The sequence below is a fragment of the uncultured Imperialibacter sp. genome, assembly GCF_963974565.1.
GTDB lineage: Bacteria > Bacteroidota > Bacteroidia > Cytophagales > Cyclobacteriaceae > Imperialibacter > Imperialibacter roseus.
In genome coordinates this window covers 190947-209543 of the sequence record NZ_CAXBCJ010000010.1, presented here as the reverse complement: position 1 = coordinate 209543, position 18597 = coordinate 190947, and the positions used below count along the sequence as shown (strand labels likewise).

Annotated in this window: 15 protein-coding genes; 7 read left to right on the top strand and 8 right to left on the bottom strand. The window is 47.5% G+C overall.

Features of this window, described 5'->3' with window-relative positions; genetic code table 11:
* The first annotated feature begins 11 nt into the window (after positions 1-11).
* Positions 12-1082 carry an ankyrin repeat domain-containing protein gene (locus AAC052_RS16050; protein ID WP_339814518.1) on the top strand — a complete coding sequence of 357 codons (1071 nt, stop codon included), beginning with the start codon at positions 12-14 and terminating at the stop codon, positions 1080-1082.
* A complete protein-coding gene (locus AAC052_RS16045) occupies positions 1079-1942 on the top strand; it encodes an ankyrin repeat domain-containing protein (protein ID WP_339814515.1) in 864 nt (287 codons plus the stop codon). The genes AAC052_RS16050 and AAC052_RS16045 overlap by 4 nt, the downstream gene beginning before the upstream one ends.
* Positions 1943-2029: 87 nt before the next feature.
* Here the strand turns inward: AAC052_RS16045 and AAC052_RS16040 are convergent, their stop codons facing one another.
* From AAC052_RS16040 to AAC052_RS16015, 6 genes are all read right to left on the bottom strand, one after another.
* Positions 2030-3274 (bottom strand): sigma-70 family RNA polymerase sigma factor, encoded by a 1245-nt coding sequence (locus AAC052_RS16040; protein WP_339814512.1) that lies wholly within the window; start codon positions 3272-3274, stop codon positions 2030-2032.
* Positions 3261-3605: a YciI family protein gene (locus AAC052_RS16035; RefSeq protein ID WP_317487517.1), complete on the bottom strand. Its 345-nt coding sequence runs from the start codon at positions 3603-3605 to the stop codon at positions 3261-3263. Before AAC052_RS16035 ends, AAC052_RS16040 begins: the two co-directional genes overlap by 14 nt.
* A gap of 2 nt (positions 3606-3607) precedes the next feature.
* Positions 3608-3976: a YciI family protein gene (locus tag AAC052_RS16030; RefSeq protein ID WP_317487516.1), complete on the bottom strand. Its 369-nt coding sequence runs from the start codon at positions 3974-3976 to the stop codon at positions 3608-3610.
* Positions 3977-4193: 217 nt separating this feature from the next.
* Positions 4194-5090 (bottom strand): pirin family protein, encoded by an 897-nt coding sequence (locus AAC052_RS16025; protein ID WP_339814508.1) that lies wholly within the window; start codon positions 5088-5090, stop codon positions 4194-4196.
* Positions 5091-5340: 250 nt separating this feature from the next.
* Positions 5341-5829 (bottom strand): YdeI/OmpD-associated family protein, encoded by a 489-nt coding sequence (locus tag AAC052_RS16020; protein WP_339814507.1) that lies wholly within the window; start codon positions 5827-5829, stop codon positions 5341-5343.
* A 177-nt stretch (positions 5830-6006) separates the two neighbouring features.
* Positions 6007-6396, bottom strand: a complete 390-nt coding sequence (locus tag AAC052_RS16015) for a DoxX family protein (RefSeq protein WP_317487513.1) — start codon at positions 6394-6396, stop codon at positions 6007-6009.
* Between the two features lie 268 nt (positions 6397-6664).
* Here AAC052_RS16015 and AAC052_RS16010 point away from each other — a divergent pair, with 268 nt between their 5' ends.
* From AAC052_RS16010 to AAC052_RS15990, 5 genes are all read left to right on the top strand, one after another.
* The gene (locus AAC052_RS16010; protein ID WP_317487512.1) at positions 6665-7006 is read left to right on the top strand and encodes a PadR family transcriptional regulator; all 342 of its coding nucleotides are present in this window, start codon (positions 6665-6667) and stop codon (positions 7004-7006) included.
* A gap of 232 nt (positions 7007-7238) precedes the next feature.
* The gene (locus AAC052_RS16005) at positions 7239-9689 is read left to right on the top strand and encodes an FtsX-like permease family protein (protein WP_339814500.1); all 2451 of its coding nucleotides are present in this window, start codon (positions 7239-7241) and stop codon (positions 9687-9689) included.
* Entirely contained in the window at positions 9686-12385 is a 2700-nt protein-coding gene (locus AAC052_RS16000) for an ABC transporter permease (protein ID WP_339814498.1), read from the top strand. Before AAC052_RS16005 ends, AAC052_RS16000 begins: the two co-directional genes overlap by 4 nt.
* A 45-nt stretch (positions 12386-12430) precedes the next feature.
* The gene (locus AAC052_RS15995) at positions 12431-12889 is read left to right on the top strand and encodes an antitoxin Xre/MbcA/ParS toxin-binding domain-containing protein (protein WP_339814497.1); all 459 of its coding nucleotides are present in this window, start codon (positions 12431-12433) and stop codon (positions 12887-12889) included.
* On the top strand, positions 12886-13329 hold the full coding sequence (locus AAC052_RS15990; RefSeq protein ID WP_339814495.1) for an RES family NAD+ phosphorylase: 444 nt from the start codon (positions 12886-12888) through the stop codon (positions 13327-13329). Before AAC052_RS15995 ends, AAC052_RS15990 begins: the two co-directional genes overlap by 4 nt.
* Before the next feature lie 138 nt (positions 13330-13467).
* Here AAC052_RS15990 and AAC052_RS15985 read toward each other — a convergent pair whose 3' ends face one another.
* Positions 13468-15012, bottom strand: coding sequence for a RagB/SusD family nutrient uptake outer membrane protein (locus AAC052_RS15985; RefSeq protein WP_339814493.1), 1545 nt, complete (start codon positions 15010-15012; stop codon positions 13468-13470).
* Positions 15013-15050: 38 nt separating this feature from the next.
* The gene (locus AAC052_RS15980) at positions 15051-18578 is read right to left on the bottom strand and encodes a SusC/RagA family TonB-linked outer membrane protein (protein ID WP_317487506.1); all 3528 of its coding nucleotides are present in this window, start codon (positions 18576-18578) and stop codon (positions 15051-15053) included.
* Between the last annotated feature and the right edge of the window lie 19 nt (positions 18579-18597).

Sequence of the window (18597 nt, the reverse complement as noted above, 5' to 3'; positions counted from 1 at the left end):
AATCTCTCAAAATGAAAATAGACTCCATCGTTCCTATCCTTTATGCCACGGATGTTGCTGAAAGCATTCGTTACTTTACTGAAAAGCTCGGTTTCGGGGATAATTGGGAGTGGGACAGCCCTCCGACGTTCGGGGGAGTGAATCATGGGAAAACGCAGATTTTCTTTTGTAAAGACGGGCAAGGCAACAAAGACACGTGGATGTCCATCTTTATTCACGATGTAGATGCCTATTACGAGTCGATCAAAAGCAAAGGGGCTGTTATTCTCTCTCCGCCGCAAACCATGGAATGGGGGGTGCGGGAAATGCTGGTGGAGGCGCCCGATGGACATAAGCTGAGGTTCGGCACTGGCACAAGCGAACTGGTCATGCCGAATAATCAATTTATCCATGCCATCAGGGCGCTGGATGTGGAGGCTGTAAAGCAGCTCATTGAAAAAGAACCTGAATGGCTTACCTGGCAGGAAAAGGACGGTAGAAATGGCCTTCATTTTCTATGTTCTTTGTACGTGAGCGACAGACCGGGGAAAGACGAGGCCAGCCTGCAATTAATGAAGCTGCTGGTGAGCAAGGGCATGGACATCCACTCGATCTGTTATATTCCTGAGAAAGACAGCGCTTTTCCCGGCACTCCACTATGGTTTGCTTACGCCAAAGGCAAAAACAAAAAGCTCTATACCAGGCTGCTGGAAAAAGGTGCCAATCCCGACAACTGTATGTTTGCCATCGCCTGGCAAAACGATGCGGAGGCGGCTGCGCTATTTAAAAAATACGGTGCCCCCCTAACTGATAAGGAAGGCAAGCACACACCATTTGTGGCTGCTGTCATGTGGAAAAAGCTGGCAGTGGCGAAGTGGTTCCTGGAAAATGGGGCGGATGTAAATACTACCGATGAGCACGGAAATACAGCGCTCTTCTACGCAGTAAAGAAAGGCTACTCTAAGCAGTTTGTGGAAACGCTTCTTACTCATGGAGCCGATGCCCATATCGAAAACAATGAAGGGCTTTCTGCTTTCAAACTCGCTGAGGAAGAGAAAATAATGAAGCTGATCAAGCTATTTAAGACTTACCCTAAAGGATGAAGACCTCCGACATCGCCGATCCGCTTTTTCTTCAGGCCGTCAATTCCCTGGATTCAGGTGATGTGGTGACTCTCGAATCGCTACTACAAACCCATCCACGGTTGGTGACCGAGCGGTTGAACACACCCAATGGGCAAGGCTATTTCAAAGACCCTTACCTGCTCTGGTTTGTAGCGGACAATCCTATCAGAAATGACAAGCTGCCCGTCAATATTGTTGAAGTTACTCAGCTTCTTTTGAAGCAGGTGAAGCAGCAAGCCCCTGCCAGCTTTCAGGAGCAGATCGACTATACATTGGGCCTGGTGGTGACCGGGCTTATCCCCAAGGAATGTGGGGTACAGGTAGCTATGACCGATTTACTAATCAGCGAAGGAGCCAACCTGGGCGACCCGCTCAGTGCCATTGCCCACGGCAATCCGGAAATCGCCCGCTACCTGGTAGAGAAAGGAGCGAAGGTAAGCCTGGCGACTGCTATCTGTCTGGGGCTTGGTGGCCAAGTGGAAATGTTATCCAAAAATGCTAGTTCTGATGACCTTCAGGAAACATTGGTGTCCGCAGCCTTTCACGGCGATGCAGAAGGTATAAAGCACGTGCTTCAGCTCGGCGCCGACCCCAATGGCTATATCGATCCAAGGGTCAAGCCTAGCTTTCATTCCCATGGTACAGCTCTGCATCAAGCGGTTTCTTCCGGCTCATTGGCAGCCGTGAGGATGTTGGTAGAGGCTGGCGCCCTAACCGACTTGAAAGACAAGATTTTTGGGGGCACGCCTATTGAATGGGCAGAGCACATGGTCTCAGAAACAACTGATGAGGATAGAAAGCAGCGGTATTTGGAGATTGAGAGGTTTCTTTGGGGTTAATTAAGTTATTGTTTTCGGTTCGGAGAACCTAGGGTAGGGCTGCGGGGTTTCAATTCCGAAGAGAGGTATTCCAGAAGCCGCTGTTTTTTATATTTTTTCGATGAGCTTCTCTATATACTTCCGCTCCCTCTCAAACTGAGCATTTTCCGTTGCCTTACATAAGAATTCTTTCGCCCTTGCTTTATCACCATGCAGATAGTAGAGCTTGCCTAGCGTAGCATGCAGCAGGTAAGAGCGGTTCAGAAACGTATGTCGTCTGAGGTTCAGTAGGATTTCAAAGGCATTTTGAGTGTCACCATTGTAAAACAGGGCAATGGCGTAGTTGAGCTCGATAAACGGATTGGGATGAAGATCCAGCAACCTAGCGTACAGGGTTACTATTTTGCGCCAGGGCGTTTCCGAGAAGGTAGGGCTGGTGCAGTGAAAATAAGCAATGGAGGCTTCCAGGTGATAGGTGGAGAGATTTTTCGTTTCGGCTTTCGTGAGGTAGTCAGAGCCCAGGGCAATCAACTGCTGGTTCCAGCGTGAGCGGTCCTGCTGTTCGAGGTCAAGCAGCTCACCACCCTTGCCAAACCGGGCTTCAAACCTGGCGGCATTAAAAAGCATCAGCGCATAAAGCGCCATCGTTTCCTCGTTAGGCAGTGGGCTGCCCATCAATTGCCTGGTAATAATAAGCGCCTCTTCACACAGCTCTTCCCGCATCAGGTCTTTACCAGCCGAGGCCCGGTAGCCTTCATTGAAAAGCAGGTAGATGACTTTGTGAACCACCGGAAGCCTGGCGGCCAGCTCTTCTGTGGTCGGTTCGGTGAGCAGGATCTTCTCGTTCTTGATTTTTTGCCGGGCACGCACCAGCAGCTTATCCACTCCATCGATGGTCATGCCCAGTACATTGGCGATAGCTTCCACCCGTAGGTTGGCCACATACTTAAGGGTGATCACTACCTGTATTTTGGGAGAAAGATCGGGGTGGGCGCAGGCAAACAGGAGCTTTAGTTGCTGGTCGTCGAGTAGCGATTCGGAGAATCTCTGCTCAACCTCCTGAACGGTTTCTTTTTCCGACAGCGCTTCGAGGCGGGCGTCCCTTTTTATCCGGTTAATGGCCTTGTTTTTACAAACCTTGTACAGCCAGGCCTTTGGATTGTAGGGAATCCCGTTTTGTTCCCAGTCTGTCAGCGCAGCAGAGAAGGTGTCCTGTACCAGGTCTTCGGCCAGCTCAGGATCGATATTACTGGAAGAGTACAGCAGGGAGGCCACCATTTTTCCGAATTGCTCCCGATAAAGAGAGGCTACCTGCTGCTGTACTTCATTCATGGCTTCACTAAACTTCTTCAAATACGGGCCTGACTTCAATCATCAGCTGTCCTGAGATCACCAGCGGGCAGGTTTGTGCATAGGAAGAGGCCTGCCGGATGTTCTCGGCAGAAATAAGGATGTAACCACTGACGCCCTCCTTCGACTCCAGAAAAGGGCCATCTGACATGACTTCGTCTTTTGTCACCAGGGTGCCGGTAGCCCAGAGTGGATGGCTGGCCAGGTAATTGCCGTCTTCAGCAATCGACTCGATCCACCGTGTCATCACCGGCATGCTATCCATCCTTTCGCTCACGGATTGACTACCCAGGCGGGCAAGGTCTTCACGAATGATCAGCATAAATTTTTCCATTTCTATTTGTCGTCTTTTGGAAAAAATTCATCCATGTTCATCAAAGGGCGCACTTCCCTGATGGCATGACCGATTTTAACCATCGGGCAGCTCTGGGCAATTTTCACTGCTTCCTCAATGTTCTCGGCTTCAATGATATCGTAGCCGCTTACGCCTTCTTTTGATTCGATAAATGGGCCGTCGGACGTTACACCATGCTGTGTTACATATCGGCCGGTGAGCATAAGAGGCTGGCCGGTAATGTACTTGCCGGAGGCGATCAGCGATTCCACCCAGGGCATCATATCTGGCGAGGTAGACAGCCTTTCTTCTGTTGTCAATTTGCTGATCCGGCTAAGGTCTTCCCTAACAATAAGCATAAACTTTTCCATGTTGATAAAGATAAGCGTTTGTGTTTCACATTCGTTGTAGGGGAAAGACAATCCTGTTTTGGAAATCCGGACAGCCGGGGAGAAATAATTGGTGAGGAGAAGGTTCTACAGGCAAAAGACTACAAAAGTTTAGCCGCTTAAAGCGGCCTTGGCAAAATCTGCTGACGCTGTAATGACAGTGTCGCTTCCATTGCCTACCAAACTTTTGTAGTCTGGGTTACACTTTCGGTTTAAAACCAAAGGCCTGGGGGGGCAACGGAACGATGTCAGTCTCTCCTTCGATGAGAGGGAATTTTTGCTCGTGCCAGTCTCTTTTTGCCTCTTCGATCAGCTCAGGGTCTGAGGAAACAAAGTTCCAGTAGATATGCCGGGTTTCGGGAAAGGCTTCACCACCAAACACATACACCGTTGTGTTTTCGTGCATTTCAAAATGACACAGGCTGCTGTCTTTTGCCACAAGAATGCGCTTGGGCTCGTGCACGTTGCCTTCGTTTTCTATTTGTCCCTCAAGAATATACAGACCTACATCGCCAAACAGGTCTTTGCTAATGTCGATGGTTTTTTTCTCCCGGGTTTTTATTTCCAGCAAAAAGAGTGGGCTGTAGACCGGCACTGGTGACTTTCTGCCAAAAGCCTCTCCGGCTATGAGTTTGAAGCTTGCTCCGTCTTTTTCCCAGGTAGGGATATCTTCTTTGGCCACGTGGAAAAACTCTGGTTCCATCTGCTCCAGGGCTTTGGGCAAGGCCACCCAAATCTGCAAACCGTGCAGGGTTTTGCCAGCATTTCGCAGGTATTCAGGCGTCCGTTCTGAATGTACGATACCTTTTCCAGAGGTCATCCAGTTCACTTCGCCGGGATTGATTTCCATATGGGAGCCTAATGTGTCTCTGTGTACTACGTGTCCTTCGAACAGGTAGGTGAGAGTAGAAAGTCCAATGTGAGGATGCGGGCCAATGTCCAGGTTGTCGTCCTGCCCCATCACGGCCGGACCCATGTGGTCGATAAAGATGAATGGGCCTACCATGCGGCGGCCACGGAAGGGGAGGAGGCGACCGACTAAAAAGTGGCCAATATCGGCGGGGCGTTCTTCAATGATGAGGTCAATGTTGGACATGGTGGTTCTGTTATGAGGTAAAAACAAGTTACATGCGAATTACAATGGCATTCTTTAGGTTTTAGCGTTTTGCCCTTAAGCCGGGCTGGCTGTTACTTTTCCTTGATGAAAAGTAACCAAAAATCATCGAAAAATTAACGCACTAGCTAGGCGCTCAACCCGCCACCATTTTTCGCCCTGCCCTCCTGAGAGGAGATACGTCAAAGGAAGCCTATGAGGAATCAAAGGACTCGGCCTGCCGGGATTAGCATTAATCCGGATCGTACATCTTTTTGCCGGCTGCCAATCGGTCCATCATTTTCACGATCCTGTTGGCTTTGGTGTCTTCTGTTTTAGCACCATATACCCATTGGAGGTAGTATTTTTGTTCACTTTCTGAGAACTTCTGAAAGTTTTCGTAGGCTTTTGGTGGCTCCATTGAGAAGCAATCGATGATTTCCTGAGGCACTTCAAGAGGAAGTGTGTCTTTGTAAAGAATGATCTTTACGGTGTCGCCCTCTTGCTTGCCAATCTTCTTCCTGATTTCAGCTTTTACAGGCAGAAAAAGCTGGCCATTGCCCATTGGTGCAAGCTTATAGCCTTTCAACTCGTAGTCGTCGATGCTTCCACGCACACGAACCCATCCAAATGGAAAGCTTTTATCCTGAAGCACCTCCGGAATTTGAGCGTAAGTCCAGCCACCCTTGCCGGGAAATTTTTGCAGAAGGTAGTCGCCGTCAACGAGTGGAATGTTGGTCATAGCTGATGATTGTGATGCAATTTAACTGCTTGATTCGAGTAAATAAAAAATACCGAATTGATTCGAAAAGCCCTGGGAAAGGAACCGACGTGGAGGCATTATGGAATAAAAAATGGTGCCGGTAGACCCGCACCATTAGTCAACTTGGATATTATGAACTCGTCAAATTCTTGTTTTTCAGTATGCCCTGGTCTTGTGGTAGTATACATAGGATACGACCAGCACCAGCAGGACAATTAGCGGCAGGTACACATGTTCCAAGCTGCTGTCCACAGCCAGGTGGCCTATAATCGCTGAAAGGGTGGAAATGCCAAACCCTACATAGGCCCATTCTTTTAGTCGGTGAGGTACTTGCGGAACAATAAGGAGAATACCCCCAATGATTTTTCCAATGCCAAGCTCAACACGGAAAAAATCGGGGAAGCCCAGATGAGCAATGCCTTCAATGGCGAGGGGCGTATTAAAGCCAATAGCGCCGACGCCGTCAAACAGAACGAAAACGCTTGTAAATACCCAAAAGATGATCTTGTCACTTTTGGTTGATTTTTCTAGTGTTAAAGTAGCCATGGTTGTTTCTTTTTTGGTACGATACAAAGTTGGGGAGCTTAACTTTTTCGTTCGATGTGTAAATACGGCAATATGAAGGGCCGATTGCGGCATCGATTTAACGCATCATTTTTTGCAGAAGGGGATGTAACGTATTGTCTCTATTCTGCGTCTAAACCATTCCCGCATCTTTTAAACCACTCCAAAATAAAATATTACTACAATTAGGAAATTATCTAGAAACTTCCATTCTTTGTAATACTACATTTAGGAATTAATTATCAGGCAAATGAAGAAGTTTCAATTGGGAGAGTTCGAAGAGGTAGTCATGCTTACGGTAGGCATTTTGCATGGCGACGCTTATGGAGTCTCTATCAAAAAGGAAATTGAAGAGAGACTTTCCCGCAACGTGAGTGTAGGAGCATTGCAAACGGCACTTAAGAGGCTTGAGCAGAAAGGCTATTTGGAATCGAAGGACGGCGAAGCTACTCAAGAGAGAGCAGGTCGACCGAAGCGGTACTTTCAGATTACTGCTCTTGGAAAAAAGGCAATGGAGTACACCCGAAGCACTAGAAACGAAATGTGGGCGGCCATCCCCGAAGTGGCCTTTGATGTGAAGTTTGTGAGCTGATATGAACGATATAACCTCGCCGCCGAAATTTTGGCACCGGTTTTTTCGCTGGTTTTGCCACCCGGATTTACTGCCTGGGGTTGAGGGCGATTTGATGGAATTATACAACGAAAGGCTCGGCAAGTCGGGTCGGAGTAAGGCTAACCGTAGATTTATTATTGATGTTTTACTGCTTTTCAGGCCCGGAATTATCAGGCCAATGGAAGGCTCTTACCATTTAAACAGTTACGGTATGCTCAGAAATTATTTGAAAGTGGGTTTGAGGAATATCCTTAAGTACAAGGCGTTTTCCTTCATTAATGTATTCGGGTTGGCAGTGGCCATGTCGGTGTGTATGCTGGTGATTCTCATGCTGGCCGACCAGCACAGCTATGACCAGTTTCATTCAAAAAAGGACAGGATTTACCGGATTCTGACCGATTCGGAAGATTTCAGGCAGGCTTATGCTACCTCTCCCTTTCCGCTAGCAGAGGTGTTGCGAACTGAGTATCCGGCCGTCGAACAAAGCACTCATTTGATGCCTGGTGTGGGAGGGGATGTGGAGTACGGGCAAAAGCTTCTGGAAATGCGTGGCTATTTTGCCGAACCGCAATTTTTTGAAGTATTTGATTTCGATCTTCAAAAAGGTAACAAAATCTCGGCACTGTCGGCCCCGAATTCAATTGTGCTGTCAAGCGAGTTGGCAGCCAATCTTTTTGGGCAAGAAGATGCTCTTGGCAAGGTAGTGTCTTTTGCAGACCGGCAACTGCCTTTTCCGCTCGACCATGGATCAGGTGGAGCGGCACCCGTTGAATGGGGGAACTTTACAGTAACCGGGGTCATTGCTGATGAGCCTTACCGGTCTCATATCCATTTTGATGTGCTAATGTCGATGGCTACCCGGCAGAGGTTGTATACGGAAAGCAAGCTGGAGAACCTGACCGACAACTGGGAGCATTACTGGCAAAACTATACCTATGTGGTGATGGACGAATCCGGCACCGAAGCTGACCTCCAGGCCGGTTTGCAGTCCCTTGGCGTTCGCATGTACAAGAACATGGAGGATGAAGGAAAAAGGAATATCATCTTTAAGGGCCAGCCGATGGCTGATATTGCTATGGGGCTGGAGAACAACGATACCAATTACCGACTGCCAGCATTCGGTTATTACTTTTTGGGATTGCTTTCCCTTGTGGTGCTGGTATGTGCCTGTCTTAACTATATGAACTTGTCCATTGCCCGTGCTACTACCAGAGCAAGAGAAATTGGCGTGCGAAAGACCAATGGCGCACACAGGGGCAATCTGGTTTTCCAGTTCCTGAGTGAGTCGGTACTGATGTCCTTGCTTTCGCTGGCCTTTGCCTGGTTGATACTTATTCTTTTTCTGAAGCCAGCTTTCATGAATTTATGGCTGAATCAGCACTTTAGCTTTGATTTTCCTACGGGCTGGGGAGTCTACCTCATTTTTGTGGGCTTCGCTTTGGCGATAGGAATTTTTGCTGGTTTGTATCCGGCGTTTGTCATGGCGTCGTATCAGCCTGTAAAGGTTTTGAAAGCCAATGCCACGGCTGGTCGTGGAAAAATGGGTTTACGAAAAGTGTTGGGAGTGTCTCAGTTTGTTGTGTCGTTGCTTTTCATTGTTACTTCCATTCTCATTTTCCGCCAGTTCAAGCACTACATCAATTTCGAATATGGCTTCGCTACCGAAAACATCGTCAATATTGAACTACAGGGAGTTGATGATGAGCTGGTAAGAACAGCGCTTTCGTCGGTTCCGGGGGTAACGTCCATTTCAGCCTGCGACATTATTCCAGCGGGTGGTACCAACAACAACTTTACTTTGAGAAAGCTGGGTTCCGAAGATGAGTATACCCAGTTTGGGAGCCTGCGCACCGATGAACACTTTATTGAGACACTGGACATCAAACTGATAGCTGGCAAACCGTTGCCGCCTCACGGACAAGGGACGGATAAACACATTTTAGTGAATGAAGCGGCTGTGAGGGTCATGGGATTTGAGCACCCCGCCGACATGGTCGGACAATTATATGAGACCGAGTGGGGAAATACGCTTGAGGTAGCGGGGGTTGTGAAAGATTTTCAGTTTAAAATTTTGGTCAATGAGGACAAAATATCGCCATTGGCCATGCGAAGCGATTTGGAGCAGTATGGCTTTTTGAACGTTAAGCTTTCGTCTGACGATTTAATGGGTACGGTGGAGGTGCTAAAGGCCAAATGGGAATCGGTTGACCCGGTGCATCCTTTTAAGTACCGGTTCTTTGATGAGCAGCTGGCTGCCATCCATCAGGCTATTTTCGATATCGTTTCCATTCTGGGCTTTATCGCTTTTCTGTCGGTTTTGATTGCCTGCCTGGGGCTACTGGGCATGGCTACCTACTCTGTTGAGCGCCGTACCAAGGAAGTGGGTATTCGTAAAGTGATGGGGGCTCCGGAGCTCGCCATTGCATTGTTGCTAAGCAAAGAGCTTTTGCTGATGCTGATTATATCAGTAGGTATTGCCGCACCGGCAAGCTACTTTCTCAACAATCTCTGGCTACAGTACCTGCCTAACAGGGTCGAATTTGGGTTTGGAACTGTCTTTATAGGGTCAGGTATTCTTTTGCTTCTTGGACTGCTAACGATAGGCTCACAAACGCTGAGGGCTTCCCGCACAAATCCGGTAGAGGCGCTAAGGATGGAATGATGAAGAATTTAAATAATCGGCCACCAAATTGGGCACTCAAATTCCTTCGCTGGTTTTGCGATCCAGACCTGCTTCCTGGCATAGAAGGCGATTTGATGGAACTGCATGCCGAGAGGCTGGCCGTTTCAGGTTATCGCAAAGCCAATCGGCGATTGGTTGCCGATGTGGTATTTCTTTTTCGGCCCGCTATTATGAGGCCCGTGGTTTATAGGTTTCAAATAAACAGAAAAGCCATGCTCAAGAATTATTTAAAAGTTGGAGTGAGGAACATCTTAAGGTACAAGGCATTCTCGCTCATCAATATTTTTGGGCTTGCTGCCGCTATGTCGGTTTGCATGCTCATATTATTGATGCTGGCAGACCAGAAAAGTTATGATCAATTCTCGCTCAGCAAGGACAGAACCTATCGAATTCTATCAAAAATCCCCAGGTCTTCGGCGCCAAATGCTTCAAGCCCCTTTCCGTTGGAAGAGTCTTTAACCCAGGACTTCCCCATTGTGGAGGCAGCCACTCAGCTGGTGCCGGGTGTTGGTGGCGAACTTGTGGTGGGCGACAAGAGCATAGAACTTACAGGCTATTTTGCCGGCCCGACTTTCTTTCAAGTCCTTGGCTTCGAATTGGAAGTGGGAGACGAATCGGCGTCCCTCCAGGCCCCTAATTTGATGATTATCAGCAGCGAGGTAGCCAAACGGCTTGTTGGCAACGATGGCTCTTATTCGGATTTGTTGGGTAAGCCCGTCAGGTTTTTTGACCGGGGACTTAGAATCATTCAGCTTGACTTTGGCAGTGAGACGGGCTCCAGCCCCGTTGATTGGGGACAATTTACCATCACGGGTGTTCTGGATGCAGAGAAATACAAATCGCATCTCAAGTTTGATGTGCTTGTATCTACTGCGTCTTTACCAGCGTTGCAGCGTGAAAAGAAGACGGAAAACCATGTGGATGATTGGCAACGGTATTCGTACAGTTACACCTACGCTACACTCCAGGAGGGCAAAACAGTGACTGATTTGATAAGTGCTCTGGATCAGCTGGTGGTGCAAAAGTATGAAGGCAATGAAGACTTGAAAGGGCTAAAACTGATTCCTCAACCGCTCACGAAAATAACACCGGGTATTTTCGTCGGTAATCCGCCCAGTCTTCAACTCCCTGTAGAGGGCTATTACATCCTTGGCTTCTTAGCACTGATAATCATGCTAACTGCTTGCCTCAATTATACCAATTTATCGATAGCCAGGGCACTGACGAGGGCAAAAGAGATTGGTGTGAGAAAAGTAAACGGAGCCAAAAGGGGAAATCTTGTCACACAATTCATGATCGAATCTGTGCTTACGTCGTTGCTGGCATTGGTCATGGGAGTTGCCCTTTTACTGATTCTTAAACCAGGCTTCGAGGGGTTGTGGGCCAATAAATTTCTCCATTTCGACCTGGGAGGCAGCCCGGTCGTCTATGCTGGCTTCGTCGGTCTGGCTGTTGTAACAGGCGTCATTGCCGGCCTTTATCCGGCAGTTAGGTTGTCCGGTTTCTCTCCATTGAAATCCCTCAAAAAGCTAAATGAGGACAGTCGGTCGAAGCTGGGTTTTCGCAAAGTTTTGCTGTCCTTTCAATTTGTCATCTCGCTTTTCTTTATTGTCACCTCTATTTTAATTTTCAGGCAGTTCAGGCACTTTGTGGAGTTTGAATATGGGTTTGATTCGGAGAATATTGTGAACGTGCCTTTACAGGGCAACGACTACCAACTTCTCATTTCAGAAATGAGTTCGATCCCAGGTGTTTCTGGTATTTCGGCTTGTGAGTTTCTCCCTGCAATGGCTATGACCAATGGCATTGGCGTGAAGCCCAGCGACAGTGAGAGTGATCCAATTGCTTTCGAGTATCTCAGGGTTGACTCAGGGTTTCTGGGAAACCTGGGCCTTGCGGTAGTAGCAGGTCGAAATCTTCCGGTTGTGGACGAGGCTGGCCGGTTTGTTATGATCAATGAAACCGGGGCCAAATCACTGGGTTATGTATCTGCCGCTAATGCGCTGGGAGAGCTGGTGACGGTTTACGGATACGAAAAACCCAGAGAAGTGATAGGCATCATGAAAGACTTTCGTTTTCAGACCCCCGTGATGCAGGATCAGATTGGGCCTTTGATGTTTATCAACGAACCGGAGCATTTCAGCTATTTGAACGTTCGGATAAGCCCGGGGAATCCAGCGGGAGCGTTGGCCGCAATGGAGGCGAAGTGGAAGTCCATAGATCCGGCCCATCCGTTTAAGTATAAGTTTTACAACGACCAGCTTGTCAATGTAAACCTCTGGATGGGCGATTTGGTGACCATCATCGGCGTCATTGCATTTCTTGCTATCGTTATTTCGTGTTTGGGCTTGCTTGGTATGGCCACCTACACCACCGAAAGAAGAACGAAGGAAGTTGGCATTAGAAAGGTGCTGGGCGCTTCGGGGCTTAGTATTGTTTTACTATTGTCCAGGCAGTTTGTGGTATTGCTTGTCGTTTCCGTCGTGATAGCTGCCCCTTTGAGCTATTTCGTTAATAATTTATGGCTGCAAAATTTTCCCAACAGGGTAGCATTGGGCTATGGCACGCTCTTTCTTGGGGCTGTGGTTTTACTTTTTTTGGGGGTGGTAACCATCGCCTCTCAGACGTTACGGGCCTCGGAGAAAAATCCGGTTGATGCACTGAGAACTGAATAGAGAAAATATTCTTTTTTTTCAGGAAAAAATTCCTAACTTCGTTTTATGAAGAACTATAATGTGGATGGCTTGGGCCGTAAGATGATGGCGGAAGAGCCTGAGGTCATCTATCAGAGACTTAGGCCAAGAGTTTCTAACCACACCACCTTGGCCTTTGAAGCACTTGAAGGGGTGCCTGCTACCATTTTTGACGATGTAGTGGGGCTTTTTGGTCACCACGATTATATGGCTGAGGTCGTTGAGCTTAACCCTAAAACTATTCATAAATATCAGGCGCAGCATATCAAGTTCAGCCCTGCCAAAAGTGAACTAATGCTGAAGCTGGTAGCTCTTTACCGAAAAGGAGCTGATACATTTGGCACACGAGCGTCTTTCCTCAATTGGCTTATTAAGCCTGCCTTCGGCATTGATAATCGCATTCCTTTACACCTTATCAAAACCTCTGATGGTATTGATCTCATCAGCGAAGAGCTGGATCGCATTCAGCATGGTGATACAGCGTGAAGGTTTATCGGATTACGCTGGCTAAGTTTAGCACAAGCATGTATGCTTCCGGGTTTGTGGCAAGATGGAATTCAAAAGGTACTTTTGTTATATATACTGCCGGATCAAGGTCACTGGCCTGCCTAGAGAATTTGGTGCACAGGAGTGGGGAAGGGCTTGATGCTGGATTTAGGGTAATGACGATTGAGATACCCGATGATGTTGCTATTGATAGGGTGGTTTTAAATGACCTACCCGGCAACTGGAGGGAATTTTCACAGCAAGTGTCGACAAGAAATGTGGGTGATAAATGGGTGAAAAGTGGTAACACTGCTGTGCTCAGAGTCCCATCGGCTATTATTCCCCAGGAGTTTAACTACATTTTGAATCCCGGCCATCAAGACTTCAAAAAAATCAGGCTACTTAGTTCCGAGGAGTTTTCCTTCGATAGGAGGTTCTGATTCTTTGCCCTGTCGGCTATAATACAAGCTTGACCAAGCTTGTAGGAAGTATTTCTACTTGGTGGGAGCCAGAAAAAAAACTCCCCGATTGCAAAACCCTATGAATGCAACCGGGGAGGGCAGAGTTTAATTGATTAGTTAATTATACCCTGTATTTTGAGGTGCGAGATTCGGGTTGTTCACTATTTCCTGTATTGGAATTGGAAACAATAGATGCTTAGCCTGAAGTGCCTGATCGGAGTTTAGGTTGACGTGCCCGACAAAATCATCAAACCCACCGTTGGTTTCATTGAACACTTTTCGCAGCCTGATCATATCAAACCAGGTGATGCCTTCATAGCAGAATTCAAACCAGCGCTCTTTCCAAACAGCCTCTCTGAAGGTAGCCTGACTGAACGTTCCTAAAGCAGGAGTTATCAGCCCCGCTCTGTCTCTTATAGCCTTAAGCGCATCGTAAGTAGCTTGCGAGGGGCCGGCCACTTCATTTTGTGCCTCTGCATAAATCAGAAGCACTTCTGAATAACGAATCATTGGCACATTGAGATTGTCCTTGGCAGTTCCAGGAACCCCTTCTGTGCCGTTGGCAATAACATTGAAATGCTTGAAGATATATGGTGCGCCGAGGTCAAATGGTGCTCCACTACCATTGGTGTAGTAGGTAGTATAGAAATAGCCTTCCTGATCCACCGCTCTGATGTCTCCGTCTTCATAGGAGTTGTAGAACGACAAGGTGGGAACTGTACTACCCGTTCCGGAAGGGCCACGATAGCTCACAGGCTTAAAGTTCGGGAACATATTACCCATTGGGTTGTCTGCCACCAGGTTATTGTACTGTAAACTGAAGATGTGCTCTTTCCTGTTTCCCAGGCTTTCGTCATGGACTTCAGCGTAGGTATCAAAAAGCCCTAGTTCACCTGCGTTGTCAATAATTTCCTTCGCTTTGTCGGCAGCTAACTTATAGTGCGAACTCCCCTTGTCCAGCGGTTTACCGGCCATAGTAAGATACACTTTTGCGAGCATTGCTTTGACAGCCGAGGTAGAGACCCTGCCGGTCACGTCGGTCCATGGAAGTTCGGCTGCCTCCGCAACCGTTAAATCTGCAACAATCTGGTCGTACACCTCCTGTTGAGTGGCACGAGACGGGTAGAAGTTTTCTGACGAGGCCGTTTGTGGTTCCAGGATCAATGGAACATCTCCCCACAGCCTCACAGCGTAGAAATAGGCCCATGCTCGCAAAAACCTGGCTTGTCCGAGAATTCTAGCTTTTTGTGCCTCATCCATCGGCGTTATGTCTGGAACCCTGTCCAGCACCAGATTGGCCTGGGCAACCAGGCGATAGATACCTCTCCACCAGTTGAGAATGTGGCCAGTGTTGCCGTCCCAGGTGAGAGAATACAAGTTGTTCAAATCTGAGTTTTGAGCAGTTTCCGTGGTAGACGTACCGGTAGGGCCCTCCAAAAGTTGCCAGTTGGAAGAGAAGATACCGGCACCGTCACCATAGAATCTGGTGTTATCGTATACGGCTGCGACGGCTGCCTCCGCATGGTCAGGTATTGTATAGTAGTTTGAAGGAGTAAGATTAGATGGGTCTTCTTCGTCCAAAAAACCTGAACATCCTGTCCAGAGTAGCAATGTGCCGCTCAAAACGATTTTGCCTATGTTTTTTATCGAATATTTCTTCATGATGTTTGTCTTTTTATGGTTGGAAAAACTGACACTGACTAAAGTCCAATCTGAATACCCATTGTCCATACTGTTGGCTTAGGGTACTCGTGCCATTTCATCCCTTGCGAGAATACATTGTTACTGTCATTACCACGAATTGGGGTAATCTCAGGATCACCAATTACTTCGTCGCTTACTATCAGGAAAAAGTTTTGAGTAGAAGCATAAATCCTGACATTGCTAAGCTTGATTCTTTCAACTGCTGTTGTTGGCAAGGAATAGCCCAGCAATAAGTTTCGACCCCTGATGAATGAGCCGTCCTGCACCCAATGTGTATCCACGTTGGTTACATAGCCTGCACGGGTGTCTCTTACCTGCGCAATCATGGTGTTCTGATTTTCAGGAGTCCATGCGTTCAGTACAGTCCGGTAGCTGTTGGCCAGCGACTGGCGGTCTTCGCTTGAGTGAAGGTTCATGTCCATGATATCGTTGCCATACATGAACTGCAAATCCAATGTCAGGTCGAAATTACCGAACCGTACATTGTTAATGAACGAACCCCATCCTTTAGGGCTACCATTGCCTATGATCATTCTATCAGCATCTGTGATGGCTTTATCACCGTTCACGTCTTCATACTTGATGTCGCCTGGCAGCATAGTCAGACCATTTCTATAGCTGGTAAATTCAGCAGCTTCAGCAGCTTCGTCGGTTCCCCACACGCCCAGGCGGTTAAGGCCCCAGAAAGCACCAGCAGGTTCGCCTTCACGAATAATGCTTGTTTGGTTGGTGATGCCAGGACCACCCACTCCAAAGATGTCTGAGCGGGTAGCCAGTTCCAATACTTTGTTCTGGTTGAACGAAATATTGAATGAGGTATTCCACGAGAACCTGTTGAATTCAATGTTTACAGTGTTCAATGCAAGTTCAAGCCCTTTGTTTTGCATCGATCCAACGTTTCTGCGGATAGTTGCATAACCACTGGTCTGCGGAACCGGTGCATCAAGCAGCATGTCTGTGGTCTTCCTGTAATAATAGTCAGCTTCAATGCCTATTCTCCCTTTGAAAAGGCCCAATTCAATGCCAACGTCTGCTTGTGCAGTTTTTTCCCATCTTAAGTCAGGGTTTGCCAGGCGATTGATGCCTGTGCCACCCACTCTGCTGTCGTTCAAAATGGCTGCGTAGCCAGAACCCAATAATGATAAAGAAGAATAAGGTGGTATTTCTGAGTTACCAGTCAGACCGTAGCTTGTACGAAGCTTCAAATTGGAGACAGCAGGGACACTCTGCATAAAACCCTCTTCACTTATTCTCCACGCCAACGCTGTTGATGGGAAGAAAGCGTACTTATTGTTGTCGCCAAACTTAGATGAACCATCGGCTCTGCCGGTAAATGTGATGAGGTACCTGTTCATCAGGCTGTAGTTGAAACGACCGAAATACGAGTTGAGCGCTTCTCTGTTGGCACCTGATCCCACACCCAAATTCTGGCTACCAGCTCCCAGGTTGTTGTACTTGAAGTAGTCTGTTGAGAAATTTCTGATTTCTGAAGACTGACCAAAATAATTCGACTCCTGCCATGACAGACCAAGCATGCCTGTGAAGGAATGAATTTCAGCGAAGTTCTTAGTGTAGGTCAAATAGTTTTCAAATGACCAAAAGTCTTCTTCTTCCTCGGCAAGCCAGGCACGTCCCTGGGAGCCGATCTGGATAGTGCGACCTTCATAGCGTTGTGTTCCTCGGGTTACAATGTTGGAAGCAAGCACAGTGCGAAGAACCAGGCCTTCTGCCAGTGTGATGTTGGTGAAAGCACTACCCAGCATGGTCTGTGTACTGATCAGGTATTCACGCTCCAGTAGGTTGTGAACTGAGCTCATAGTTCCTTCGGCAAAAGGGTAGTCTCTGTTGTCGGCGTAGGTGCCGTCGGGATAGTACACAGGAAGGAATGGGAAATCTTCCACCATTCGGCGTGGCACCTGATCGCTATAGTCGACATTGTTTTCTTTTTGGTAGTTATAGCTGAGGTTAGCGCCCACTGTAAGCCATTTTTTGACTTTGGTTTCGATATTCAGTCTGCCTGAGTACCTGGTCATAAACGACGTTCTGTACAAGCCTTCATCATCTCTGTAACCCAAAGAGAATGAGTAGGTCGTTTTATCATCACCACCGCTGAAGTTTAACTGATGATTTTGGGATAGTTTGTTCTGCGTTGTTTCTTCTATCCAGTTAGTGTCGTAGTAGGGATTGCCATTGGCATCGAAAAGCCTCGGATCCGTCCTTTTTAGCGCAGGATTTAGATACGCCCATTTGCCAGCAGCCCAACCGTCTGGGTCAAATTTTTCCATGTTGCGCCAGGCAAGGTCTTCCACTTCCAGGTATTCCTTTGCGTTCAGCACCTCTGGCTTGTTAGGGCCATAGGTGTTTACACTGAAGATTCCATCATAGGTGATTTTGCCTTCTCCTGACTTGCCCTTTTTTGTCGTGATAAGGATAACGCCATTGGCACCTCTAGCGCCGTAAATAGCTGTTGAGGAAGCGTCTTTTAACACTTCAACAGAAACGATATCGCTGGGGTTAATATAGTCAATGGCGGAGCTCCGTTGTGTTTGATTGCCCACTGGCAACTGCACTCCGTCCACTACATACAGTGGGTTATTGGAAGAGTTGATAGAGCTGAAGCCACGAACTCTTACATTCGATTTTCCACCAGGGCGACCTGAGTTGATATTTACCTGCACGCCGGGTATTCTGCCTGCGATGGCCTGGTTTAAAGAAGGTGCGGGGCGCTGCTGAAGCTGATCCGTGTTCACAGAACCAACAGAGCCAGTTAAATCCGACCTTTTTTGCGTACCGTAACCAATAACTACAATTTCGTCCAGGCTGGTCACGTCTTCTTTCATCGCAAAATTGATAGTGGACCTGCCAGCGATAGGAACTTCTACGGTAACAAAACCAATCGATGAAAATACAAGAGTGGTGACTTCATCGCCAACAGTAAGGCGGTACTGACCATCCATGTCAGTTGTTGTGCCAGTTGTGGTTCCCTTGGCTAGTACTGTTACGCCTGGTAGCCCTTCTCCAGTCTTCTCATCTGTTACTTTACCGGATATGGTCTGCTCTCTTAAAACGGGGATTTTTGGTAGCTGGTACGAATTGATCTTGGCAATTGAAGCGTACAGTGGCCCCCTGTCAAGAGAGGTGGTAAAGCCCGCTGTCTTTTGGCCTTCAATTTTCTTTGGGGTATTGTCTTTCACAATCAGGTAATAGTTATCATCCAGTTTGCGAAAGTTGAGCTTTAAGGGTTCCAGCAAAATGCTCAGTGCATCTTGCAGGTCTTCCCGATCGAAATCAGACAGATCGCCAGAAACTTTTGCGTTCCTGACCATTTGTGTTTCATAGTGAAACGATACCTGGTGTTTCTTTTCCAGGTGTTCGAGCGCTTCTTCTATAGTATAGGTGTTGGATAAGCTAGCGTCTGCTGACAACAAAAGGTCATCGACAGGTTGCCCAATTCCACTGTGGTAGAGTAGGAGTAGAAAGGTAAATCCTACCGAGTACAAAAATTTTTTTGTAGAGATTTTCATAAGTTTTGCAGTTTAATTT